Source organism: Streptomyces sp. NPDC018610, from assembly GCF_044391765.1.
GTDB lineage: Bacteria > Actinomycetota > Actinomycetes > Streptomycetales > Streptomycetaceae > Streptomyces.
The window spans coordinates 9691-33379 of sequence record NZ_JBISAL010000018.1 but is presented as its reverse complement, the minus strand read 5'-3'; the positions used below and the strand labels follow the sequence as shown (position 1 = coordinate 33379).

The 23689-nt window shown below is 74.0% G+C and carries 19 protein-coding genes; 11 read left to right on the top strand and 8 right to left on the bottom strand.

Features of this window, described 5'->3' with window-relative positions; translation table 11 throughout:
- Positions 1-38: 38 nt before the first annotated feature.
- On the bottom strand, positions 39-1100 hold the full coding sequence (locus tag ACH5A8_RS33300; RefSeq protein WP_399007732.1) for an ABC transporter permease: 1062 nt from the start codon (positions 1098-1100) through the stop codon (positions 39-41).
- Positions 1101-1396: 296 nt separating this feature from the next.
- Between ACH5A8_RS33300 and ACH5A8_RS33295 the strand changes: the two genes are divergently transcribed.
- Together ACH5A8_RS33295 and ACH5A8_RS33290 are read left to right on the top strand one after the other, a co-directional pair.
- A complete protein-coding gene (locus tag ACH5A8_RS33295) occupies positions 1397-2809 on the top strand; it encodes an amino acid permease (protein WP_399007731.1) in 1413 nt (470 codons plus the stop codon).
- 134 nt (positions 2810-2943) lie between these two features.
- Positions 2944-4206 carry an amidohydrolase gene (locus ACH5A8_RS33290; protein ID WP_399007730.1) on the top strand — a complete coding sequence of 421 codons (1263 nt, stop codon included), beginning with the start codon at positions 2944-2946 and terminating at the stop codon, positions 4204-4206.
- A 101-nt stretch (positions 4207-4307) separates the two neighbouring features.
- On the opposite strand, the gene ACH5A8_RS33285 is transcribed toward ACH5A8_RS33290, so the two are convergent.
- Together ACH5A8_RS33285 and ACH5A8_RS33280 are read right to left on the bottom strand one after the other, a co-directional pair.
- Complete coding sequence (locus ACH5A8_RS33285) at positions 4308-4466, bottom strand: hypothetical protein (protein ID WP_399007729.1); 159 nt, start codon at positions 4464-4466, stop codon at positions 4308-4310.
- A gap of 160 nt (positions 4467-4626) precedes the next feature.
- A complete protein-coding gene (locus ACH5A8_RS33280; protein ID WP_399007728.1) occupies positions 4627-8001 on the bottom strand; it encodes a pyruvate carboxylase in 3375 nt (1124 codons plus the stop codon).
- Between the two features lie 325 nt (positions 8002-8326).
- Between ACH5A8_RS33280 and ACH5A8_RS33275 the strand changes: the two genes are divergently transcribed.
- Positions 8327-9148 carry a polysaccharide deacetylase family protein gene (locus ACH5A8_RS33275; protein WP_399007727.1) on the top strand — a complete coding sequence of 274 codons (822 nt, stop codon included), beginning with the start codon at positions 8327-8329 and terminating at the stop codon, positions 9146-9148.
- A 152-nt stretch (positions 9149-9300) separates the two neighbouring features.
- Here the strand turns inward: ACH5A8_RS33275 and ACH5A8_RS33270 are convergent, their stop codons facing one another.
- Positions 9301-9669, bottom strand: coding sequence for a hypothetical protein (locus ACH5A8_RS33270; RefSeq protein ID WP_399007790.1), 369 nt, complete (start codon positions 9667-9669; stop codon positions 9301-9303).
- Between the two features lie 258 nt (positions 9670-9927).
- Between ACH5A8_RS33270 and ACH5A8_RS33265 the strand changes: the two genes are divergently transcribed.
- Both ACH5A8_RS33265 and ACH5A8_RS33260 read left to right on the top strand, forming a co-directional pair.
- Complete coding sequence (locus tag ACH5A8_RS33265; RefSeq protein WP_399007726.1) at positions 9928-10083, top strand: DUF6131 family protein; 156 nt, start codon at positions 9928-9930, stop codon at positions 10081-10083.
- Positions 10084-10391: 308 nt separating this feature from the next.
- A complete protein-coding gene (locus ACH5A8_RS33260; RefSeq protein ID WP_399007725.1) occupies positions 10392-10808 on the top strand; it encodes an ATP-binding protein in 417 nt (138 codons plus the stop codon).
- A 162-nt stretch (positions 10809-10970) separates the two neighbouring features.
- On the opposite strand, the gene ACH5A8_RS33255 is transcribed toward ACH5A8_RS33260, so the two are convergent.
- Positions 10971-11393, bottom strand: a complete 423-nt coding sequence (locus tag ACH5A8_RS33255; protein ID WP_399007724.1) for a hypothetical protein — start codon at positions 11391-11393, stop codon at positions 10971-10973.
- Positions 11394-11504: 111 nt separating this feature from the next.
- Between ACH5A8_RS33255 and ACH5A8_RS33250 the strand changes: the two genes are divergently transcribed.
- Positions 11505-11699, top strand: coding sequence for an antitoxin (locus tag ACH5A8_RS33250; RefSeq protein ID WP_399007723.1), 195 nt, complete (start codon positions 11505-11507; stop codon positions 11697-11699).
- A gap of 97 nt (positions 11700-11796) precedes the next feature.
- Here ACH5A8_RS33250 and ACH5A8_RS33245 read toward each other — a convergent pair whose 3' ends face one another.
- The 3 genes from ACH5A8_RS33245 to ACH5A8_RS33235 all read right to left on the bottom strand — a co-directional run bounded on the left by ACH5A8_RS33245 (position 11797) and on the right by ACH5A8_RS33235 (position 17899).
- Entirely contained in the window at positions 11797-13224 is a 1428-nt protein-coding gene (locus tag ACH5A8_RS33245) for an FAD-binding oxidoreductase (protein WP_399007722.1), read from the bottom strand.
- Between the two features lie 65 nt (positions 13225-13289).
- On the bottom strand, positions 13290-16598 hold the full coding sequence (locus tag ACH5A8_RS33240; RefSeq protein WP_399007721.1) for a BTAD domain-containing putative transcriptional regulator: 3309 nt from the start codon (positions 16596-16598) through the stop codon (positions 13290-13292).
- A 158-nt stretch (positions 16599-16756) separates the two neighbouring features.
- A complete protein-coding gene (locus ACH5A8_RS33235; RefSeq protein WP_399007720.1) occupies positions 16757-17899 on the bottom strand; it encodes an enolase C-terminal domain-like protein in 1143 nt (380 codons plus the stop codon).
- 334 nt (positions 17900-18233) lie between these two features.
- Between ACH5A8_RS33235 and ACH5A8_RS33230 the strand changes: the two genes are divergently transcribed.
- The 5 genes from ACH5A8_RS33230 to ACH5A8_RS33210 all read left to right on the top strand — a co-directional run bounded on the left by ACH5A8_RS33230 (position 18234) and on the right by ACH5A8_RS33210 (position 23534).
- Positions 18234-19043, top strand: a complete 810-nt coding sequence (locus ACH5A8_RS33230; protein WP_399007719.1) for a sigma-70 family RNA polymerase sigma factor — start codon at positions 18234-18236, stop codon at positions 19041-19043.
- Positions 19044-19258: 215 nt separating this feature from the next.
- Complete coding sequence (gene hpnR, locus ACH5A8_RS33225; RefSeq protein WP_399007718.1) at positions 19259-20779, top strand: hopanoid C-3 methylase HpnR; 1521 nt, start codon at positions 19259-19261, stop codon at positions 20777-20779.
- A 34-nt stretch (positions 20780-20813) separates the two neighbouring features.
- Entirely contained in the window at positions 20814-22532 is a 1719-nt protein-coding gene (gene ctaD, locus ACH5A8_RS33220) for a cytochrome c oxidase subunit I (RefSeq protein WP_399007717.1), read from the top strand.
- Positions 22529-22921, top strand: coding sequence for a cytochrome c oxidase subunit 4 (locus ACH5A8_RS33215; protein ID WP_399007716.1), 393 nt, complete (start codon positions 22529-22531; stop codon positions 22919-22921). The genes ctaD and ACH5A8_RS33215 overlap by 4 nt, the downstream gene beginning before the upstream one ends.
- Positions 22922-23054: 133 nt before the next feature.
- Entirely contained in the window at positions 23055-23534 is a 480-nt protein-coding gene (locus tag ACH5A8_RS33210; RefSeq protein WP_399007715.1) for an SPW repeat protein, read from the top strand.
- The last annotated feature ends 155 nt before the right edge of the window (positions 23535-23689 follow it).

Below are 23689 nucleotides of genomic sequence, written 5' to 3'. Positions count from 1 at the left end.
CCGGGCGCCGGGTCGATGACTTCTCGGGTAAGGGCCGGTCAGGGGGCGGCGTGCGCGGGTGCGGCGGCGCGGCCGCCGGGGTGGCGGTGCCGCCAGAGCCAGAAGACCGCGCAGGAGACGACCGCCCAGCCCGCCAGGACCAGGAAGGGGAAGGCGTGCTGGTGGCCGGCGAAGTACACGGCGGTGTGCTGGGCGTTCACCGAGGCGCCGGGCGGCAGCCACCGGCCGATGACGCCCAGCGGGGAGGGCAGCAGCGGCCAGGAGACCGCGCCGCCGGAGGACGGGTTGCCGAGCAGGACCATCAGTCCCCAGGTGGGCAGCATGGCCCAGCGTCCGAACAGGGTGTTGAACATCGTGAAGACCATGCCGGAGGCGAACATCGTCAGCGCGAGGATCATCCAGGACTCCACGAACGGCAGGTGCACGGCGCCCAGCATCCAGTCCACCACCGCGGCGATCACGAACCCGCCGAGCAGGGCGTAGGCCGCCGTGAAGAGGATGCGCTCGGCGGGGTTGAGCGCCCGGGCGTGCACGCTGAGCTGGATGGCGCCGACGAAGCCGATGATCACGGCCGCGAGCGAGATGTAGAAGATCGCCAGTCCGCGCGGGTCGCCCTTCTGCAGCGGTTTGAGGTCACGGATCGTGACGGGTGTGCCGGTGACCTTGCCGACCTGTTGCGCCGCCTCCTCCAGCACCTGGGCGACCGTGGCGCCCGAAGCGCCGGAGACGTCGAGGACGACGGCGTCGCCGGCCGCCGGGATCTCCAGCACGGCGAACACCCGCTGGTCGTCGACGTCCGTCTCGGCCGCCGCCCGGGTGTCGTAGGCGCGCAGCCGCAGGGAGGCGGCCAGCGCCTTTTCCATGCCGTCGATGAAGCGCCGCCCCTGCGGCTGGTCGTAGGCGCCGACGACCGCGGTGGGGATGGTGCGCGGGGTGGGGTTGGCCATGGCGTAGGTGTAGGAACCGGCGAAGAGTCCGGCCGCGGCGGCCAGGATCAGCGCCAGCACGGTCGCGGGCAGGAAGGGCGAGGCGCGGAAGGCGGCCCAGCGCTGGGCCGGGCTGGGCGGGCGGCCATGTTCCCCATGCGGCAACTCGGACATACCGCCCACGCTAGATCATCTGCCGTGAGTCATCTCACTGTGGGCGCCCCAGGAGCGCGCACGGTCGACGCCGGCCGTCCGCACCGAGGCGGCGCCCCGGGTCGCCGCCCGCCGTCGCCGATCCCCTCCCACCTGCAGGATTCGCGGCTGCGGGAACATCGCGGCGCACATTCTCCGGCTGCTGGCGGTGCGATACGGGACAAAAACGTCTGATTTGGAGCTACCTCGGCACATGTCGGACGATGGGACCTGTCCGGCGATCCTGGACATCAGTTCGACGAGAGGCGCACCATCCCATGCACGTCCCCGGGACCGCCGCGCAGCCGGCTCCGGCCCCGCAGGAGAAGCCTGCGGCCTCCGCCCCTGGCAGTTCCGTCCAGGATCCCACCGCCTCCGCGGGCAGGCACGCCCGGCGCTTCGGGCTGCCCGTCGCCACCGCGCTGGTCATGGGCAACATCATCGGCGGCGGCATCTTCCTGCTGCCCGCATCCGTCGCCCCGTACGGCACCGTCAGCCTGGTCGCCTTCGGCGTCCTGACCGCCGGCGCCATCGCGCTCGCCCTGGTCTTCGGCCGGCTCGCCGAACGCGACCCGCGCACCGGCGGCCCCTACGTCTACGCCCGCGAGGCCTTCGGCGACTTCGCCGGGTTCCTCGCCGCCTGGGCGTACTGGATCACCACCTGGGTGTCGAACGCCGCCCTCGCCGTCGCCGCCGTCGGCTACCTCGACGTGCTGATCCCGGTCGGCGGCCACCGCTGGACGGCGTGTCTGGCGGCGCTCGTCCTGCAGTGGCTGCCCGCGCTGGCCAACTTCGCGGGCACCCGCTACGTCGGCGCGGTGCAGCTCGTCTCCACGGTGCTGAAGTTCGTGCCCCTGCTGCTCGTCGCAGTGGGCGGGCTGTTCTTCTTCGACCCGCACAACCTGGGCCCGTTCAACGCCAGCGGCCAGAGCGGCATCGGGGCCGTCTCCGCCTCCGCGGCGATCCTGCTCTTCTCCTACCTGGGCGTGGAGTCCGCCGCCGTGAGCGCGGGCGAGGTCAAGAATCCCCGGCGCAACGTGGGACGCGCCACCGTGATCGGCACCGTGGGCGCGGCGCTCGTCTATCTGCTGGGCACCCTCTCCGTCTTCGGCACCGTCGCCCACGACCGGCTGGTGCACTCCACCGCGCCCTTCTCCGACGCCGTGAACGCCATGTTCGGCGGCAGCTGGGGCGGCTGGGCCGTCGCGGCGGCCGCGCTGGTGTCGATGACCGGCTGCCTCAACGGCTGGACGCTGCTGAGCGCCCAGACTCCCTACGCCGCGGCGCGGGACGGGCTGTTCCCCGCCGTGTTCGCCCGCCGGCGGCGGGGCGTGCCGACGGTCGGCGTGGGCGTGACCGTCGTCCTGGCCTCGCTGCTCACCGTCTACAACTACACGTCGGGCTCGGCCAAGGTCTTCCAGGTCCTGGTCCTGGTCACGACGTTCACCGCGACCGTGCCGTACCTGCTGGCCGCCGCCGCCCAGATCCGCCACCTGGTCACCGGACGGCGTGAGCTGGTGAACCCGGCCCGGCTGGTGCGGGACTCGGTGATCGCCGCCGTCGCGGCGGGTTTCTCCCTGTGGCTGATGGCGGGCGCCGGCTACGCGGCGGTGTACCAGGGCGTGCTGTTCCTGTTCGTGGGCGTCGTCGTCCACGCGGTACTGGCGGGCCGCGGACAGCGGACCCGGTGACCGGCCGTCGGCGCGGCCGGCGCGGCCGGGAGGGCACGGGGGCGGGCGGGAAGATCGTCCCCTGGCTATCTTGAGGCCCGGGCGGTGCGCCTGTGCGGTGGCACCGCCGGACCCGGATACCGGAAGGTGGCACGATGCCCAGCACTCCGTTCCCGCACGGCGACCTCGCCGATCTCTACCGCGACCTGCACGCCCACCCGGAACTGGCCTTCGCCGAGCACCGCACCGCCCGGATCGTGACACGACGGCTGCGCGCCGCCGGGTACGAGACCACCGCCGGCGTCGGCGGCACGGGCGTGGTCGGAGTGCTGCGCAACGGCGACGGGCCCACGGTCGCGCTGCGGGCCGACATGGACGCCCTGCCGGTGGCGGAGCAGACCGCCCTGCCCTACGCCAGCACCGCGCGCACCACGGACGGCGAGGGCCGCACCCTCCCCCTCATGCACGCCTGCGGTCACGACATGCACGTCACCTGTCTGCTGGGGGCGGCGGCCGAACTGGCCGCCGACCGAGCCGCCTGGCGGGGCACGCTGCTGCTGGTCTTCCAGCCCGCCGAGGAGATGGGCCAGGGCGCCCAGGCGATGGTCGACGACGGGCTGTTCGAGCGGTTCGGGCGGCCGGAGGTGGTGCTCGGCCAGCACGTGGCGCCGCTGCCGGCCGGCTACCTGGGACTGCACCCCGGGCCGGCGTTCGCCGCCTCCGACTCGCTGCGCGTCGTCCTGCACGGCCGCGGCGGTCACGGCTCCCGGCCGGAGGCCTGCGTCGACCCGGTCGTCATGGCCGCCGCGACGGTCATGCGCCTGCAGGGCGTGGTCGCGCGGGAGGTGGCCGGCACCTCCACCGCGGTCGTCACCGTCGGCGCCCTGCACGCCGGGACCAAGCCCAACGTCATCGCCGACCGCGCCGAGCTGCTGCTGAGCATCCGCACCTACGAGCCGGCGGTGCGGACGAGCGTGCTGGCGGCCGTGGAACGCGTCGTCCGCGCCGAGGCCGTCGCCTCGGGCGCGCCGCGCGAGCCGGAGATCTCGCGTACCGAGTCGTTCCCGGCGGTCGTCAACGATCCGTCGGCGTGCGCGCGGACGAGTGCGGCGCTCACCGGGGCGCTGGGCGCCGCGCGCCTGGTGGATCCCGGGCCGGCCACCGGCAGCGAGGACGTCGGGGTGCTGGCGCGGGCCGCCGGGGCGCCCTGCGTGTACTGGCTGCTCGGCGGCGCCGACCCGGCCGCCTTCGCCTCGGCCCGTGGCTTCGAGGAGCTGGCCGAGGTGGCGCGCCGGCAGCCCTCCAACCACTCCCCGCACTTCGCCCCGGTCGTCGAGCCGACCCTGAGCACCGGCATCACGGCGCTCGCGGCCGCCGCCCGGGGCTGGCTGGGACCGGGGGACGCCGCCGCGCGGTGAGGGGGCTGCCGGGTCCGCCCCGTCCGACGGAACCGCCCCGTCCGCACGACGGCGCCGGTCCGCGACCGTGATCGGCCGCGGGCCGACGCCCTGCGGCGCGGTCAGGCGAGGTGGCCGTCGGAGCGGACCAGGAAGACATCGCCCGCCGAGGCCGCGCAGGCGGCGTGGGCGTGGCCGTCCGCGTCGACGACCAGCCGGGCGCCGTCGGTCCCGGCCGGGGGCTGTTCGCCGGGGCGCAGCACGGTCCAGGTGTACGGCACGCCGACGGAGGCGGGAGGTCGTCACCCGGTTCGCCTACCGGGCCCTGAACGGACGTGACTGCCCCCCGCCACGGCGCTGAACGCGGGAGCGGCGGAGGGGCGTCCGGCCCACCGCCGGACGCTCCTCCGCCACTCCCTCCGGGTATTGCCTGAGGGTGGTTCAGACGATCTCGATCAGCAGATCGCCGCCCTCCACCTGCTGGATGCGGTTGATGGCCAGCCGGCCCACCCGGCCGCCCCTGGTGGCGGTGATGGCGGCCTCCATCTTCATCGCCTCGATGGTGGCCACGGTCGCGCCGGCCGCCACCTCGTCGCCCTCGGCGACCGCGAGCGTCACCACACCGGCGAACGGCGCCGCCACGTGGCCGGGATCGGTCCGGTCGGCCTTCTCCGTCACGGGGACGTCGGAGGCGGCGGCGCTGTCGCGCACCTGGATCGGGCGCAGCTGGCCGTTCAGCGAGGACATGACGGTGCGCATGCCGCGTTCGTCCGCGTCACCGATGGCCTGGAGCTCGATCAGCAGGCGTACGCCGGGTTCGAGGTCGACGGCGTACTCCTGGGCCGGGCGCAACCCGTAGAAGAAGTCCTTGCTGTCCAGGACGCCGGTGTCGCCGAAGGCCTGGCGGTGGGTCTCGAAGTCGCGGGTGGGGCCGGGGAACAGCAGCCGGTTGAGGGTGGCGCGAGGGGCCTTCTCCAGGCTCTCGCGGTCCTCGGCCGTCAGCTCCCGCACGGGCTTGGCCTCGGCGCGTCCCTTCAGGGCCTTGGTGCGGAACGGCTCGGGCCAGCCGCCGGGCGGGGTGCCCAGCTCGCCGCGCAGGAAGCCGATGACGGAGTCGGGGATGTCGAACCGGTCCGGTGTGCGCTCGAAGTCCTCCGGCGTCACACCGGCGCCCACCAGGTGCAGGGCGAGGTCGCCGACCACCTTGGACGAGGGGGTGACCTTGACCAGCCGGCCGAGGATGCGGTCGGCGGCGGCGTACATCGCCTCGATCTCCTCGAAGCGGTCGCCCAGGCCGAGCGCGACCGCCTGGGTGCGCAGGTTGGACAGCTGGCCGCCGGGGATCTCGTGGTGGTAGACGCGGCCGGTCGGGGAGGCGAGGCCCGCCTCGAAGGGCGCGTAGATCCTGCGGACGCTCTCCCAGTACGGCTCCAGGTCGCCGACCGCCTTCAGGTCCAGGCCGGTGGGCCGCTCGGAGTGGTCGGTGGCGGCGACGAGCGCGGACAGCGACGGCTGCGAGGTGGTGCCGGCCATCGAGGCGACCGCGCCGTCCACCGCGTCGGCGCCGGCCTGGACCGCGGCCAGGTAGGTGGCGAGCTGGCCGCCCGCGGTGTCGTGGGTGTGCAGGTGGACGGGGAGGTCGAACTCGCGGCGCAGCGCCGAGACCAGCGTGGCCGCGGCGGGCGCGCGCAGCAGTCCGGCCATGTCCTTGACGGCCAGCACGTGCGCGCCGGCCTCGACGATCCGCTCGGCCAGACGCAGGTAGTAGTCCAGGGTGTACAGCCGCTCGCCGGGGTCGGACAGGTCGGCGGTGTAGCACAGCGCGACCTCGGCGACCGCGGTGCCGGTCTCCCGTACGGCGTCGATGGCGGGACGCATCTGGCCCACGTCGTTGAGGGCGTCGAAGATGCGGAAGACGTCGATGCCGGTGGCGGCCGCCTCCTGGACGAAGGCGTCGGTGACCTCGGTGGGGTACGGGGTGTAGCCCACGGTGTTGCGGCCGCGCAGCAGCATCTGGAGGCAGATGTTGGGCACCGCCTCGCGCAGCGCGGCCAGCCGCTCCCAGGGGTCCTCGGCGAGGAAGCGCAGGGCGACGTCGTAGGTGGCGCCGCCCCAGCACTCCAGGGACAGCAGCTCGGGCAGGGTGCGGGCGACGACCGGGGCGACGGCGAGGAGGTCCTTGGTGCGCACCCGGGTGGCCAGCAGGGACTGGTGGGCGTCGCGGAAGGTGGTGTCGGTGACGCCGAGGGTGGGCGAGGCGCGCAGCGCGCGGGCGAAGCCCTCCGGGCCGAGCTCGACGAGCCGCTGCCGGGATCCGGCGGGCGCCTCCCCGGCCGGCAGCGGCGGCAGCTTGGTGACCGGGTCGACGGTCTCGGGGCGCTCGCCGTGCGGCTTGTTCACGGTGACGTCGGCGAGGTAGGTGAGCAGCTTGGTGCCGCGGTCGGCGGAGGTGCGGGCGGTGAGCAGGTGCGGGCGCTGCTCGATGAACGAGGTGGTGACCCGCCCGGCCCGGAAGTCGGGGTCGTCCAGGACGGCCTGGAGGAAGGGGATGTTGGTGGCGACGCCGCGGATGCGGAACTCTGCGACCGCGCGCCGGGCCCGGCCGATCGCGGCCTTGAAGTCCCTTCCTCGGCAGGTGAGTTTGACCAGCATGGAGTCGAAGTGGGCGCTGATCTCGGTGCCGGCGTGGGTGGTTCCGCCGTCCAGGCGGATGCCCGAGCCCCCCGGGGAGCGGTAGGCGCTGATCCGGCCGGTGTCGGGCCGGAAGCCGTTGGCCGGGTCCTCGGTGGTGATGCGGCACTGCAGGGCCGCCCCGCGCAGCGTGACGGTGTCCTGGGACAGTCCGAGGTCGGCGAGGGTCTCGCCGGCGGCGATGCGCAGCTGGGCCTGCACCAGGTCGACGTCGGTGACCTCCTCGGTCACGGTGTGCTCGACCTGGATGCGCGGGTTCATCTCGATGAAGACGTGGTTGCCCTCGCGGTCGAGCAGGAACTCGACGGTGCCGGCGTTGCGGTAGCCGATCTCGCGGGCGAAGCGGACCGCGTCGGCGCAGATGCGGTCGCGCAGGTCGGGGTCGAGGTTCGGGGCGGGGGCGAGCTCGATCACCTTCTGGTGGCGGCGCTGCACCGAACAGTCCCGCTCGAAGAGGTGGATGACGTCGCCCGCGCCGTCGGCGAGGATCTGCACCTCGATGTGGCGCGGTTCGACGACGGCCCTCTCCAGGAAGACCGTCGGGTCGCCGAACGCGGACGCGGCCTCGCGGGAGGCCGCCTCGATGGACTCGCGCAGCGCGGCGGGGTCCTCGACCCGCCGCATGCCGCGTCCGCCGCCGCCGGCGACGGCCTTGACGAACACCGGGAAGCCGATGTCCTCGGCGGCGCGGACCAGTTCGTCCACGTCGGTGGAGGGCGCGGAGGAGCCCAGCACCGGCACCCCGGCGGCGCGGGCCGCCGCGACCGCGCGGGCCTTGTTGCCCGTCAGCTCCAGCGTGTCGGCGTCCGGTCCGACGAAGGTGATGCCGGCCCGGGCGCAGGCGCGCGCCAGCTCCGGGTTCTCCGACAGGAACCCGTAGCCCGGGTAGACGGCGTCCGCACCCGCCCGGCGCGCCGCGCGGACGATCTCCTCCACCGAGAGATAGGCCCGCACCGGGTGGCCGGGTTCGCCGATCTCGTAGGCCTCGTCGGCTTTGAGCCGGTGCAGCGAGTTGCGGTCCTCGTGCGGGAAGACGGCGACGGTACGCGCTCCCAGCTCGTAGCCGGCGCGGAACGCGCGAATCGCGATCTCGCCCCGGTTGGCGACCAGTACCTTGCGGAACATCCTGGATCCCTTCGGCCTGCCGGTGACGAGGACCATGGTGTCGGCGACACCCCGATGACGCCATGTGAGCCGGGCCACTGACACCGGTGTCTCCCCCGGGCGGGGGCGCTCGGGGCGGTGACACGGCGCGCGAACCGGTGTGATGCGCACGGTTTGAGACGGTGTGTCAGCAAATGGCCGGGCCGCCGCTGTCGCGCTCGGTCCGCGGATTTGTCAGTGATCCGTAACAGCGGGATCCTCAGGGGACTTTCCACCGTCCTCAGAAGTGCGCGGGCCGGGAACGCGCGCGCTGAAGGACACGGACGGCAAGAGGCGGGGCGGGGACATGGTGCGGCATGGCGGACGGAGTTGGCACGGTCGGGTGCTCGCGGCGGCGCTGGGGGTGACCGCGGTGGCGACGGCCGCCTCGGTGTGGACGGCGCAGGCCGATCCGTCGGGGGACGGACACGCGCGGGCGCAGGCTTCGGGGCGTCCCTCCACGGAGGGCGCCGGGGCCGAGGGGGCGGCTTCCGGTGCTCCGGGCGCCGGGGCGGGGACGGCCAAGGTGGCGGTGACGATCGCCCACGCCTCGGACCTCGGGGCGCGGGGCGTCAACATCACCATCGACGACGGGCCGGACCCCGTCTGGACCCCGCAGGTGCTGCAGGTGCTGCGGGACTACGGGGTGAAGGCCACCTTCTGCATGGTGGGCCCCCAGGCCAAGGCGCACCCCGACCTGGTCAAGGCGGTCGTGGCGGCCGGGCACCGGCTGTGCGACCACACGGTGTCCCACGACACCTCGATGGACCACAAGTCGCAGGCCTACCAGTCGCAGCAGATCCTCGACGCCGAGCGCATGATCACCGAGGCGTCCGGGGGCGTCCGGCCGATGTACTACCGCGCACCGGGCGGCGCGTTCACCCCGTACAGCCGGACGCTCGCCGCGTCCCACGGGATGCGGCCGCTGGGCTGGAACGTCGACTCCAAGGACTTCGAGCGGCCCGGTGTCGCGACCATCGTCGCCACCGTCAAGCACGAGGTCCCCAACGGGCCGACCCTGCTGTTCCACGACGCGGGCGGTGACCGCTCCCAGACCGTGGCCGCCCTGCGCCAGGTGCTGCCGTGGCTGAAGCAGCAGGGCTACTCCTTCGGTTTCCCGGTGCGCTGACCGCACCTGTGGCCTTCCGAGCGGGCGCGCCTGTCGGGCGCGCCCGCTCGTCGGGTGGGTCTGTCCGTCGGACGAGTCCGCCCGCCGAACGGGGCTGCCCCGCCGGGGCGCCCGCCGCACGGGCGCTCGTGCCCCACGGGGCGCGAGGCGCCTCAGGCCGGGCAGGCCGCCTTGTCGTGGGGCGCGCCCGCCAGGGCCGCGGCCGTCAGGGCGGCCCACCCCAGGGCGCTGGCGACCGCGCCGGCCCGGCGGACCCGGCCGGAGACGGTACGGCCGAACAGCACGGCGTCGCCCACGTCCGAGGCGATGCGCACGGCCGTGGCGGTGACCAGGGCCGGCCCCCGGGGGGCGAGCAGCATCGACAGGCCGCTCGCGGCGTCGCGCCATGCCAGCGGGCGCAGCGCCATGGCGGTGTGCCGGTGGGTGACGCCCTGGGGGTCCACCATCCCCACGGGACGGGCCATCCAGTCCGGCCGGCAGGCCGCCGCCATTCCGTAGGCGGCGGTCGCCGCTCCGATCATCCGCAGCAGTCCTGTCCGCACCGAACGCACCTCCGCGTAGGACGAACGCCGGGCCCCGCCCGACGCGATTGCGGTGCATGCGTACCCGCTCCGGGGCGGACGCTATCCGCCGCGACCGCCGACCGGGGCTGGGGTGGTTCGGCCACCCGGGGAGTCGGACGTGCCCACCGGTGAACCTTGCCGTGTACACCGATAGAGGATTTGTCAGGGTTTTGGGTGCACAGTGGAAGGAGCACCATCACCCCAACGGAGGCGGTCATGATCGTCCTCGGTGTCATTCTGCTGGTGGTCGGGTTCGTCACCGGTATCTCCATCCTCTGGACCATAGGCATCATCCTGGCCGTGGTCGGCGCGGTCCTGTGGCTGCTGGGCAGCATGGGGCACGCGGTGGCCGGCCATCGGCACTACTGGTGACCGACGCGACGGCGCTCGTTCCCGGCCCTGCCCCGGGCACCGTACTCGGCTGACTGCGACGGCCCCCGCACGTTCCGTGCGGGGGCCGTCCGTGCGCCCGGGATCCCTGGACGTCAGGAACCGGACACCGCCAGTCCGGATCGCGGACACCGGCAGTGGGGCGGGACGGGCCTATCCCGGGCCCGGCGGGGTAGCCGCAGATGCGGAAGAGCAGTAACACACTGTGACACTTTTGAGGCAACCATATGGCCGTCCCGCTTAGGCAGAAGGCGTCGGATGAGCCGGACCGGAACAGGAGCACGGGATCCGTGCTGCGCTGGCAGGCCCACTGGGACAGTGGGGCGATCAGCGCGGCCGAGGCCCGTGCGGCCGTCGGCAGTTTCCTGGACCGCGTCCGCGCCACCGGCCGCATCACCGTCCCCGACCGCGTGGCACAGGACGCGCAACTGGTGGTCAGCGAGCTGATCACCAACGTCGTACAACACGCCCCCGGAGCCTGCGGCATGGGCCTCGAGGCATGGCCCGAGAGCGGGCTGGTGCAGATCAGCGTGTGGGACACATCCCCCCGGCCGCCGCTGCCCCGGCCGCACGACGGCCGCCGGGTGGGCGGTCACGGTCTGGAGATCGTCGGTGCGGTCAGCCACGCCGTGACGGTCACCGAACGTGAGCCCGGCAAGCAGGTCACCGCACAGCTGCTGCTGCCCCCCGTCTCCTCGGCGGGGTAGGCCGGGCCCGCGGCCCACGCGGCCGCCCGTGCCCCGTGTCCCGTGCTCGGCGGACGTGGCGGCGACGCACTCGGCGACGAAGCGGGAACAGGGAACGGCGGACCGCTTCCGCGGTCCGCCGTCACGCTCCTCGCATCGGATCCGCCCCGGCCGTTCGCGGGCTCAGATCCGCCCGCCGGTGAGCCGGGTGAGGGGGCCCTGGGCGCGGCGGCCGGCCCTGCGGCCCACCGTGTACGAGGCCGCGCTGAGCGCGGCGACGGTGCCGCCCACGCCTGCCGCGACGAGCCTGCGCCGGGCGATCAGCGTCCAGGCCGTCCGGGCGGTGGCCGCGACCTGGCCGGAGGCCGCGACGACCGCCTGCCGGCCCACCGCCACTCCCCTGGCCGCGCTCCGCGTGACGCCGCTCGCCGCATCGGCCGCCTTCACGGCGCCGGCACCGGCCGCCTTCGCCGCGTCGTCCGTCTTCGCGGCCGCCGCTGCCCCGGCCGCCCGCGCGGCCGGGGCGGTCGCCTTGCCGGCGGCCCGCCGGGCCTTCGCCGCGGTGGCCTTCTGGTCAGTACTGCCGTTCGATTCTGTCATGTGCATCGCCTTGCCCGCCGGACCACCGGCAAACTCCCCCGGCCACGCGGCCTGCGGGTGCGTCCCCCCGCGCGGTCGGCCATTCTGGGAGGGAACGACGCCGCGAAGGAGTGCGCGATGAGCATGATGGACAAGCTCAAGGGCCTGCTGAAGGGGCACGAGGGGCAGGCCGACAAGGGCATCGACAAGGGCGGTGACTACGTCGACGAACGTACCCAGGGCAAGTACCGCAGCCAGGTCGACACGGCTCAGGACCGGATGAGGGAGCAACTGCGCGATCAGGACCGGGGCACGGACCAGCCGCCGCGGTGACGCGTCCCGCGCCCGGTCCGCGGGAGCCGTCGACGCCGTGCCCGGTCCGGCGTCCCCGCGGGCCGGGCACGCCGTGCGAGGCCACCGGAGCGGGAACTCACCGGCCGGCCGGCGAACGGCTCGTCGAGGGGCGGATGTTCTGGTTGAGCCGGAACATGTTCGTCGGGTCGTAGACGTCCTTGACCCCTACGAGCCGCCGGTGGACGGCGTCCGGGTAGGCGGCCCGCACCTTGTCCTCGCCGCCGTCGCCGGTGAAGTTGACGTACAGGCCCCCGTGGCCGTGGCGGGCGATCTCCCGGCGGGTGTCGCGGGCCCACGCGACGTGGCCGTCGAAACCCGCTGCCGTGGGAGACCGCGCGATCACGTTGCACAGCACGCCCGCCTCCCGTCGGCTGAACGCCGTGGACCCCGCGGGCACACGGGCGAAGGCGCCGCCGAGGTGGTGCAGGTGCAGCTCGCTGAAGGGCGTGGGCGTGGTCAGGTGGCGCCGCAGCAGCGCGTCGATCGCGTCGTCGGACGGCTCGATGAACGCGGAGGTGAAGTAGTTGTGGGCGCCGGCCGTCCACAGCGGATCGAGCATCGACTGCGCCCCGGTGTACGGCATCGGGCCCATGACGTCGGCGAGGGGTGTGCCCAGGCGGCGCAGCGGGGCGACGGCCGTCTCGCCGGCGGAGGGCGGCCCCGCGTACATGCCGGCCAGCACCACGACCCGGGTGCCGTGGACCTCCTCGGGCAGGAACGGCAGCGGCGGGGCGGTGGTGAGGACGACCAGGGTCGTCAGCTCGTCGGGCATGTGCGCGCTGGCCTCGCGCCAGCGGGTGACGACCTGCCGGGCCTCGGCGAGCGGATACACGACCAGGCCGGCCAGGACCTGCGGCCCGACGGGGTGCGCCTCGTACTCGAACGACGTGACGACGCCGAAGTTGCCGCCGCCGCCCCGCAGCGCCCAGAACAGCTCGGCGTGCTCGTGCGCGTCGGCGCGCACCACGCGGCCGTCGGCGGTGACCATCTGGGCGGCCGTCAGGTTGTCGGAGGTCAGGCCGTGGCGGCGGGTCAGCCAGCCCACTCCGCCACCGAGTGTGAAGCCCGCGACGCCGGTGGTGGAGATCAGGCCACCGGGGACGGCGAGGCCGAACGCCTGGGTCTCGTGGTCGAGATCGCCCCAGGTCAGGCCCGCCTGGGCGACCACCCGGCGCCGTTCGGGGTCGACGTACGCGCCTTTCATGGCGGACAGGTCGATGACGATGCCGTCGTCGCAGGTGGAGAACCCCGCGATGCTGTGGGCGCCGCCGCGCACCGCGACCAGCAGGTCCTGGCTGCGGGCGAACTCGACGGCGCGCAGCACGTCCGCGGTTCCGGCGCAGCGGACCACGAGGGCCGGGTGCTTGTCGTGGGCCGCGTTCCACACGGCGCGGGCCCGGTCGTAGGAGGGGTCGCCGGGGCGCACGAGAGCGCCGCGCAGGCCTGCCTCCAGTTCTGCTGTGGTGGCGTCTCCCAGGACGCCCTTCGCCGTGTCGATCGACATGGTCGGCTCCTCGGTGCCGGTGTTCGCCAGGGACGTTCCGGACCGTAGGCGGCGCCTCTTAGCACTCACTCAGCAGCGGCTTCGCGTCCTGGCGCGGTGCGGCGCAGGGCGGCTTGCCCGCGCGGGTCGCCCAGCCGCGCGAACTGCCGCGCGGCCCGGTCCCGGCAGGCCCGGGCCGTCTCCTCCTCCCCGGTCCGGCCGGCCAGCCGCGCCAGCATGACGGCGACCCATCCGGCGGCGCCCTGCGAGCCGGCGATGTGCTCCAGCCGCTGGGCACGGGTGAGCAGGGCGCGGGCGCCGGCCCGGTCGCCTTCCGCCCGGGCGACGAGGGCCAGGTGCAGCAGGCCGTTGGTGATGCCGGGGAGGTCGTCGGTCTCCTCGAAGCCCGCGAGGGCCCGCGCGAGCGTGCGCCGGGCCCCTTCGGTGTCCCCGCGGGCCAGGCGGAGCAGGCCGAGACAGCCCAGGGTGACGCCCTCCTCACGCCGGTCGCCGAGCCGGCGCCTGATCGCCAGCGCGGCGTCGAGGCATGCGTGCCCCGCGTCGTACTCGCCTCGGCTCCGGTGGATGTTGCCGAGGGTGTTGAGGGCGAGCGACTCGCCGTGGCGGTCGGCGAGGGCTCGGAAGCAGTCGGCCCCGCGTTCGGCCGCGCTCGTCGCCCGCGCGGTGTCGCCGGCCAGGCGGGCCGCCCAGGCGAGCCCGGTCAGGACGTGCCCTCGGGCCCGGGCCGCGCCGACCGCCGGGCCGGCGAGGACGGTCTCCTCGAAGAACAGCGACACCTCGCCGGCGCCGTCCTGCTCGACCGTGTAGCCGGGCGTCATGACGAGGAGGAAGGGGCCGTTCCCCTCCGGCACCGCGTCGAGGAACCGCAGGCTCTCCCGGAAGGCCTCGCGGGCGGGCGCCGCCCGGCCGCGGCAGACGGCCCGCACACCCAGGTGGTGGGCGACGCAGGCGAGGGCCGCGGGGTCGCCGACGTCCCGGGCGAGGGTCTCGGCCCGGTCCAGCGCCGCGCGTGCGGCCTCCCACGTTCCCGCCATCCAGAGCAGGACGGCCTGCTGGTAGTGGCCGTACGCCCGGGCTGCGGGGTCCGGGCGGCCCCGGTGGGCGGCGGCGATCCGCGCGGCGACGGCCCCTAGCGGTGAGGTGTCGCCGAGGCGGATCGCCAGCACCCCCTGCCCCATCAGGGCCCTGGCGCGCTCGGGGGTGGACTCGGGGGCGGCGGCCAGGGTGTCGTCGAGCCAGCGCCGCCCCTCGGCGAGGTGCCCGCGCTCGGTCCAGAACCAGCGCAGCGCCACGGCCAGACGGAGGGCGTCGGCCGGGTCGTCGCGCAGCAGGGACCGCAGCGCGGCGCGGAGGTTGCCGTGGTCGGCCTCCAGCTCCAGCGAGGTCGCGCCGGACGTGCCGGTACGCGGCTCCCGGTCGCGTGCCAGCGCCAGCGCGAGGTAGAAGCGCCGGTGCCGGTCCTCCACGGCCGACGTCTCTCCGGCTGCCCGCAGGCGCTCCGCCGCGTACTGCCGGATCGTCTCCGGCAGCCGGTAGCGGGCCTCGTCCGCCTCGTCCTGCCGCGGTTCCACCCACACCAGCGACTTGTCGGCCAGCCGGCCGAGGAGTTCCAGCACGCCGGCGCCCACGCCGGGCGGGGCGGCGGGCCCCGGCGGGGCGCCTTCGCGGGGCGGGGGGCCGGGTGCGCATCCGGGCGCGTCTCCGGGCGGGGTGGGCGCCGCGCAGATGTGTTCGGCCGCGGCCAGGGAGAAGCCTCCCGGGAAGACGGCCAGGCGGCGGAACAGGCGCTGCTCCTCGGCGTCGAGCAGCCGGTGGCTCCAGTCCAGGGCCGCCGTCAGCGTCTCCTGCCGGGTCACGCCCCGCCGGGTGCCGCGGCCGAGGAGGGTCAGGGCGTCGTCGAGGCGCTCGGCGATCTGGCGCGGGGCCAGGACCGGCGCCCGGGCCGCCGCGAGCTCCAGGGCCAGGGGCATCCCGTCGAGCCGGAAACAGATCTGTGCGACGGCGGCCGCGTTGCGCTCGGTGAGCCGGAACCCGGGCGCGGCGTCGGCGGCCCGGGCCACGAACAGGCGTACGGAGGCGAAGCGGCCGAGCTCCGGCACGGGCGGCGGCCGAGCGGGGTCCGGCAAACCCAGGGAGGGCACCCTGAACGTGCGTTCGCCGGGGCTGCGCAGGGGTTCCCTGCTGGTGGCGAGCACGGTGACGTGCGGGCAGCGGGCCAGCACGTCGGTGACGAGGGCGGCGCACGCGTCGACCAGGTGTTCGCAGTTGTCCAGCACCAGCAGGAGTTCCCGGTCGGCGAGCTGGGCGAGCAGCGTCCTGCGGGCCGCGGCGGACGGCGGCAGCCCGAGTCCCACGGCGGCGGCCACCGCGTCGGGCACGAGGTCCGGTTCCGTCAGCGCGGCGAGGTCCACGAACCACACGCCGTCGCGGTGCGCGTCGACCCGCCGCGCGGCCGCGTCGAGGGCGAGCCGGGTCTTGCCGCAGCCGCCGGCCCCGGTGAGGGTGAGCAGCCTGCCGCGTCCCAGCAGTGCGGTCACCTCCTCCAGCTCGCGCTCCCGGCCTATCAGGGCCGTCGGCTGGGCCGGCAGGTTGTGCCGCGGGGCCGCCGGGCGCCGCTGCGGCGTCTCGACCGAGTCGGCCAGGAGGGTCCGGTACAGGCGGCGGGTCCGCGGGTCGGGGTCGGCGCCGGCCTCCCGGCCGAGCGTCTCCCGCAGGCGCTCGTAGGCGGCCAGCGCCTCCGCGCGCCGTCCCGCCCCGGCCAGGGCCCGCATCAGCGCCCGGTGACCGGGCTCGTGCAAGGGGTCCTCGGCGGTCAGGTCCCGCAGCACCTCGATCGCCTCCACCGCCCGGTGCTCGCGCCCGAGTGCCTCGGCGAGCCCCAGTCTCAGCGCGGTCCGCCGCGTCTCCAGGGCCGCGGCGGCCTCGCACGCCCAGGGTTCGTAGGCGTCCTCGGGCAGCAGTGGCGCCTCGGCCAGGGCGAGCGCGGCGCGGTAGGCGTCCGGGGCGCCGTCGTGCGCGGTGCGCCGGATCGCCTCGTCGAGCTCGTCGGCGTCCACGCGGACGCCGCCGGCGGGTCCGAGCAGGACCAGGTCGTCGCGGAGGACGACGACGTCGCCGGGCGCGCCGGTGGCCGTGAGCGCCCGGCGTGCGGCGTGCAGCACCTGGTGCAGGTTGTTCGCCGCGGCCGCCCGGTCCAGGCGGGGCCACAGCAGGTCGTAGAGCCGCTCCCGGTGCAGCCGGTGGCCCGGGGCCAGGGAGAGCAGCTTCAGCAGGGTCCGGGACTTGCGCAGCCGCCACGCCCCGGCGGCGACGGGACGGTCCCCGACCGTCACGGCGAATCCGCCGAGGAGCCGGATGCGTACCTCTTCGGCCATGGCTGCCCCTCAGCAGCAGGCTACCGCCGAAGCGGCGGGGGGACGCGGGGAGAGGGCGGGGCGGGACGGGGGCGTGGGGTCGTCGTACGCCGGCGGCGCCGGACGTCGGGCGTGCGCCCCGGGGGCCGACCGGCTGCGGCCGCCGGCCGGGGCGCCGCTCAGGCGGGGCGTTCGCCGTAGACGCGGTGGGGTTCGGCGTCGGCCCACTTGACGTCGAGGCCGAGCCCGGGCCGGCCGGTGTCGGGGCGCAGCGCTCCGCCGGCCGGGGACGGCGTGCCGTCGAACACCAGGTGCTCGAAGCGGACGTGGTCGTGGAAGTACTCCAGGTGCCGCAACCGCCGCACGGCGCAGAACGCGTGGGCGGAGACCGCGGGCGCGCAGTGCGCGGACAGGTCCAGGTGCTGGGCCGCCGCCAGGCCCGCGACCTCCAGCAGGCCAGTGATCCCGCCGCAGCGGGTGACGTCCGCCTGGAGGCAGTCCACGGCGTGCCCGTCGACGAGGTTCACGAAGTCCCGTGTGGTGTAGGCGTACTCGCCGGCGGCGATCTCCAGCCGTGCCGGTCCCCTCTCGCGCAGCGTGCGCAGCCCCTCGACATCGGCCGAGCTCACGGGTTCCTCGAACCACCGCACGTCCCACTCGTCGTGGAACCGGTGCGCCCAGTACAGCGCCTCCTTGCGGCCCAGCGCCCCGTTGGCGTCGGTGAGGATCTCGGTCGTGTCGCCGACCGCCGCGCGGACCGCGTCCAGCCGCTCGGGGTCGCGCTCCGGATCGCGCGAGGTCTTCAGCTTCACCCGGCCGATGCCCTGTTCCGTCCAGCCGGCGAGCTGGCCGGCGAGACGGTCGAGGGAGTAATTGGTGAAGCCGCCGCTGCCGTAGACGGGGACCCGGTCGTGGTGGGCGGGCAGCACGTGGACCAGCGGCAGGTCCAGCAGCCTGGCCTTGAGGTCCCACAGGGCGATGTCCGCGGCGGACGTCGCCATGGCCCCGACGCCGGGCCGGCCGGCGTTGCGGATCCGCCGGCCCGTCAGCTCCCACAGCGCGGGCGGCGAGGCGGGGCTCCGTCCCTCGAGCAGCGGGGCGATCGCGCCGGACAGGAAGGCGGCGACCGAGACGTCACCGTAGGTGTAGCCGATGCCGGTGCGCCCGCCGGCGTGCACCCGCAGGAGGACCATCGTGGTGGAGGACCACTCCAGCGTGCCGTCCTGCTCCTTGCCGTCCGGTCCGTCGGTGGGCAGTCCGAAGGCGTGCACGTCTACGGCGTCGATCCGGCACTCGTCGAGGGCCGGTGCCGTGCCCGCCATCAGCGGTGTCCCGTCGGGCGCGGGACCGGCCCGGCGGGTTTCCCGCCCGTCGCCCGGGAATCGGGATCGGCCACCAGTGCCATGCCGTACTCCTTCGAAGACGCCCCTGCCAACCTCTGACGTCCCTTCGGGGTGACCCGTGCGGAGATGTGTAAACAGCGTGGGCGGCCGGGCCGTTCCCCGGCGCTGATCACTCGTGAGACGGAAGGTGCGGCGCAGGCGGGCGAACGTTCGCATGAGTGCCGTGAGGAGCGGGATCGAATAAATCACTCGATGCGCCTATCAGACCCGTCATGGACGCCAGGCGCAGTCGTCCACCGATGGGAAGCCTGCCTTGCGGACCTCGACGACCGCCCCGGGACGCGATGCCCGTGGCGCCCTGCCCTCCCGTCACGCCGGCACGTCCCGGGACCAGGAGCTGGTGTACCGGATGGCCTCGTGCCCGCCCGGACCGGAGCGGGAGGCGCTGCGCGAGGAGGCCATCCGGGCGTTCCTGCCGATGGCGCGCAGGATCGCGCGGCGGTACGGGTCCCAGGCGGACAGCGACGAGGACCTGTTCCAGGTGGCGTGCATGGGTCTGGTGAAGGCGGTCGACCGGTTCGACCCGGACCGCGGGCACGCCTTCCTGTCGTACGCGGTGCCGACCGTCGACGGAGAGGTGCGGCGCCATCTGCGCGACTGCGCCTGGGATCTGCGGGTCTCGCGCGCCCTGCAGGACAAGCACCGCCGGTTGCGGGCGGCCCAGGAGGCGCTGCGCCGGCTGGGGCACAGCGAGGGCGGCACCGACGCGGATCTCGAACAGGTGACCGGGATGGCCCGGGAGGACGTACGGCTCGCGCTCCAGGTGGACCGGGCCCGGCGTTCGGCCTCCCTGGACGGGGAGCGGGGCTTCGACCGGAGCCGGCCGCTGGCCGAGACGCTGGGCGCGGAGGATCCCGCCCTGGACCTGGTGACCGATCTGGTGGCGCTGCGCGGGCTGCTGCGCGGGCTGCCCGTACGGGAGCGCCGGGTGCTGTGCCTCTACTACCTGGAGTCGCTGACCCAGCAGCAGGTGGCCCAGGCGGTCGGCCTGTCGCAGATGCACGTGTCGCGGCTCATCTCGCGGACCTGCGCGCAGCTGCGGGCCCGCCTGGTGGACGGATGACGGGCGGGCGCACGCTGTGCGAGCGCCCGCTGTGCGAGCGCGCGCCGGACAGCCGTGTGGCGTGCGGGCGCGTGCCGTGCGGGCGCGGGCGCGCCGGGGCCCGGCGGGTCGGCCGGGCGGCCGGCCGGGCGTCGCTGGGCCACCCGGATGACCGGCGTTTGGCGCCCGCGGGGCCGGTTACTCCCCCGCATCCGCCGCGGAACCCGAGGTGATCCATGCGCGTCCTGCTCGTCCATCCCAGTGCCCTGATGTACTCGGAGATCTTCCTCCGACTGGAGCCGCTCGGTCTGGAGCGGGTGGCCGCCGCGGCCCGGGACGCCGGGCACCAGGTGCGCGTGGTCGACCTGCAGGTCCTCGGGCACAAGGCCCTGCGCCGCGTCGTGCACTCGTTCCGGCCGCAGGCGGTCGGCTTCGGTCTGAACTACCTGGCCAACATCCCCGAGGCCATCGACCTGGCGCGGGCCGTGAAGCACGCCGTGCCGGGATGCTTCGTCTTCTTCGGCGGGCACAGCGTCTCCTTCGTCGCCGACGACGTGCTGCGCCAGGCGCGGGGCGCCGTCGACGCCGTGGTGCGCGGCGAGGGCGAGCCCGCCATGGCGCCGTTGCTGGAGGCGGTGGCCGACGGCGGGCTGCGGGAGGTTCCGGGCGTCGTCACCGCCGACGGGCACGGCCCGGCCCCGCGGATACTGCACGGCATCGACGAGCCGCGCCCCGCGCGCGACCTGATGCGCCACCGCCGCCGCTACTTCATCGGCGAGCTCGATCCCTGCGCCTCCATCGAGTTCACCCGCGGCTGCCCCTGGGACTGCTCGTTCTGCTCCGCCTGGACGTTCTACGGCCGCAGTTACCGCAAGGCGAGCCCGGAGGCCGCCGCCGAGGAGATGGCCTCCATCGCCGAGCCCAACGTCTTCATCGTCGACGACGTCGCCTTCATCCGGCCCGAGCACGGCGACGCCATCGCGGCCGAGCTGGAACGCCGCCGGGTCCGCAAGCAGTACTACCTGGAGACCCGCGCGGACGTGCTGCTGCGCCACACCGAGGTGTTCGAGCGCTGGACGCGGCTGGGACTGCGCTACATGTTCCTGGGGATGGAGGCGCTGGACGCCGAGGGGCTGGACCGGTTCCGCAAGCGCGTCGACCCCGACGACAACCTGCGCGCCCTGGAGACCGCGCGGCGGCTCGGGATCAACGTCGCCGTCAACCTGATCGTGGACCCCGCGTGGGACGCCGAACGCTTCCGGCTGGTGCGCGAGTTCGCGCTGTCCGTGCCGGAGATCGTGCATCTGACGGTGATGACCCCCTACCCCGGTACCGAGATCTGGCACACCGAGTCGCGCCGGCTGACCACGCGGGACTACCGGCTCTTCGACATCCAGCACGCCGTGGTCCCCACCACGCTGCCGCTGGAGCGCTTCTACGAGGAGCTGGTGCGCACCCAGTCCGTCATCAACCGCAAGCACCTCGGCCTGCGCACCGCGTTCGGCGCGGCCCGGATCCTCGCCGGCCGGCTGGCGCACGGCCAGACCAACTTCGCCCGCATGCTGTGGAAGTTCAACGATGTGTACAACCCGCGGCGGCAGCTCGCCGACCACCTCCGTCCGGTCCGCTACCAGCTCCCGCTGCCGCCCACCGCTCCCGTCGGCAGCCGCCGGGAGCTGTACATCCACACCCGGCCGGCGCAGCGACCGGGGCCGGCCACGCGTCCGGCCGACGGTGCGACCGGACAGACACAGTGAGACGAGTCGCGAGTCCCGCACGTGGAGGGCGCTCATGCCGCAGACACACCCCGGCCTGACCGAGCCGCAGGAGACCGTCCGGCCGCCCCGGGCCCGTACCGGGGAGACGATCCGGGACTACCTGACCACGACCGACCACAAGAAGATCGGCCACCTGTACCTGGTCACGTCGTTCGCCTTCTTCCTGGCCGCCGGCGTCATGGCGCTGCTGATGCGGGCCGAACTGGCCCGCCCGGGGCTGCAGATCATGCGCCAGGACCAGTACGACCAGCTGTTCACGATCCATGGCACGGTGATGATGCTGCTGTTCGCGACACCCACGTTCGCCGGGTTCGCCAACGCCGTCATGCCGTTGCAGATCGGCGCCCCGGACGTCGCCTTCCCCCGGCTCAACGCCCTCACCTACTGGTTCTTCCTGTTCGGCGGGCTGACGGTGCTGTCCGGGTTCACGGTCGACGACGGGGCCGCGCCGTTCGGCTGGTTCGCCTACACGCCGCTGAGCAGGGCCGAGCACAGTCCGGGCCACGGCGGCGACCTGTGGGCGATGGGGCTGGTCGTCGCGGGTCTGAGCACCACGCTCGGCGCCGTCAACTTCATCGCCACGATCCTGTGCCTGCGCGCGCCGGGCATGACCATGTTCCGGATGCCGATCTTCACCTGGAACGTGCTCTTCACCTCCATCCTGGTGCTGCTGTCCTTCCCGGTGCTGACCGCCGCGCTGCTGGCCCTGGAGGCGGACCGCAAGCTCGGCGCCCACATCTACGACCCCGCGAACGGCGGGGCGCTGCTGTGGCAGCACCTGTTCTGGTTCTTCGGACATCCGGAGGTCTACATCGTGGCGCTGCCGTTCTTCGGCGTCGTCACGGAGATCATCCCGGTCTTCAGCCGCAAACCCGTCTTCGGCTACGTCGGCATGGTGGGGGCGACCATCGCGATCACCATGCTGTCGGCCACCGTCTGGGCGCACCACATGTTCGCCACGGGCGGCGTCCTGCTGCCGTTCTTCTCCATGCTGTCGTTCCTGATCGCCATCCCCACCGGGGTGAAGTTCTTCAACTGGATCGGCACGATGTGGAAGGGCAGCCTCTCCTTCGAGACGCCGATGCTGTGGTCCATCGGTTTCATGGTCACCTTCCTGCTCGGCGGGCTCAGCGGCGTCCTCATCGCCTCCCCGCCGCTGGACTTCCATCTGACGGACAGCTACTTCATCGTCGCCCACCTGCACTACGTGCTGTTCGGGACGATCGTCTTCGCCACGTTCGGCGGCTTCTACTTCTGGTGGCCGAAGATGACGGGCAAGCTGCTCGACGAGCGGCTGGGGAAGATCCACTTCTGGACGCTGTTCGTCGGCTTCCAGACCACCTTCCTCGTCCAGCACTGGCTCGGCGAGATGGGCATGCCGCGCCGCTACGCCGACTACCTGGCCGCCGACGGGTTCACCGCGCTCAACATGGTCTCCTCGATCGGCGCGTTCCTGATCGGCCTGTCCACCCTGCCCTTCCTGTACAACCTGTGGAAGACCGCCCGTCACGCGCCCCACGTGGGCGTGGACGACCCCTGGGGGTACGGCAGATCGCTGGAGTGGGCGACCTCCTGTCCCCCGCCCCGGCACAACTTCACCGCGCTGCCGCGCGTGCGGTCCGACTCGCCGGCCTTCGACCTGCACCATCCGGCCATCCTGCGGGAGCTGCCGCGGGGCGAGCACGGGACGGTGGAGCCCACTCCCGACACCATGGGGAAGCAGAGCGAATGAAATCCGAGGCGTACCTCTTCGCCGGTGTGGCCGTGTTCTTCCTCCTCACCGACGCGGCCTACATCTGGTTCGCGCGGGAGCCCGCCGGGATCGCCGCGCTGACCGTGTCGTGCTTCATGTCGTCGGTGATCGCCTTCTTCTGCCTGATCGACCACCGGCGCAAGGGCGAGCGGCCGGAGGACCGCCAGGACGGGGAGGTCCACGAGCGCAGCGGCCGGATCGACTTCTTCCCGCCGCACAGCCACAACCCGGTGGTGACCGCCGCCGGCGTCACGATGTGCGCCGTCGGCATCGTCTACGGCTTCTGGCTCTTCATGATCGGGATCGGCGTCCTGGCGATCGGGGTGCTCGGCATGGTGCTGGAGTTCGCGCGACGCGACAGCGGCTGAACCGCGGTACCGGGTGGGGTGGCAGGGACCGGAATCCCGCGCCGATAATCTACATAAAAGGTGCATAAGTCACCCGGACGGGGGAACTCTTGCACAAGGCAAAGAAACCCTTCTTGGAGAGGAGACGACAGCAATGTCGTATCCACATCGCTCCAGTGACGTGGGCACCACCCATCCGGAGATGATGGGCTCGCATCCCGAGATGGCCGAGATGCGGGAACGGCTCGAACGCACCGCGTCGAGCGGCCCGGCGATCGCCATCGAAGGTCTCATCCTTCTGACCGGCCTGTACGCCGCGATCTCCCCCTGGGTCGTGCACTTCGCGATCCAGCCGGCCATCACCGCCAACAACCTGATCGTCGGCATCACCATCGGCCTGATCGGGCTCGGCCTGGCCATGGCCCCGGAACGCATGCTGCGCATGACGTGGACGCTGGTGCCGCTCGGCGTGTGGCTGTTCATCTCGCCCTGGGTGGTGACCCTCACCCACACCGCGCGGGCGGGCGTCATCTGGAACAACTGCTGGGTGGGCGCGGTGACCGCCGCGCTGGGCCTGGCCGCCATGGGGCTGACCATCGGCGTGGCGCGCCGCAGCCACAGGGGCCGCCGGTGACGTGAAGGGAGAGCCCGCCGTGGGGCCGCCCCCGGGCCGCGGCCCCCCCCCCCCCCCCCCCGCCCCCCCCCCCCCCCCCCCCCCCCCCCCCCCCCCCCCCCCCCCACCCAACCCCCCCCCCAACCACCCCCACAAAACCGCCCACCCACCCCCCC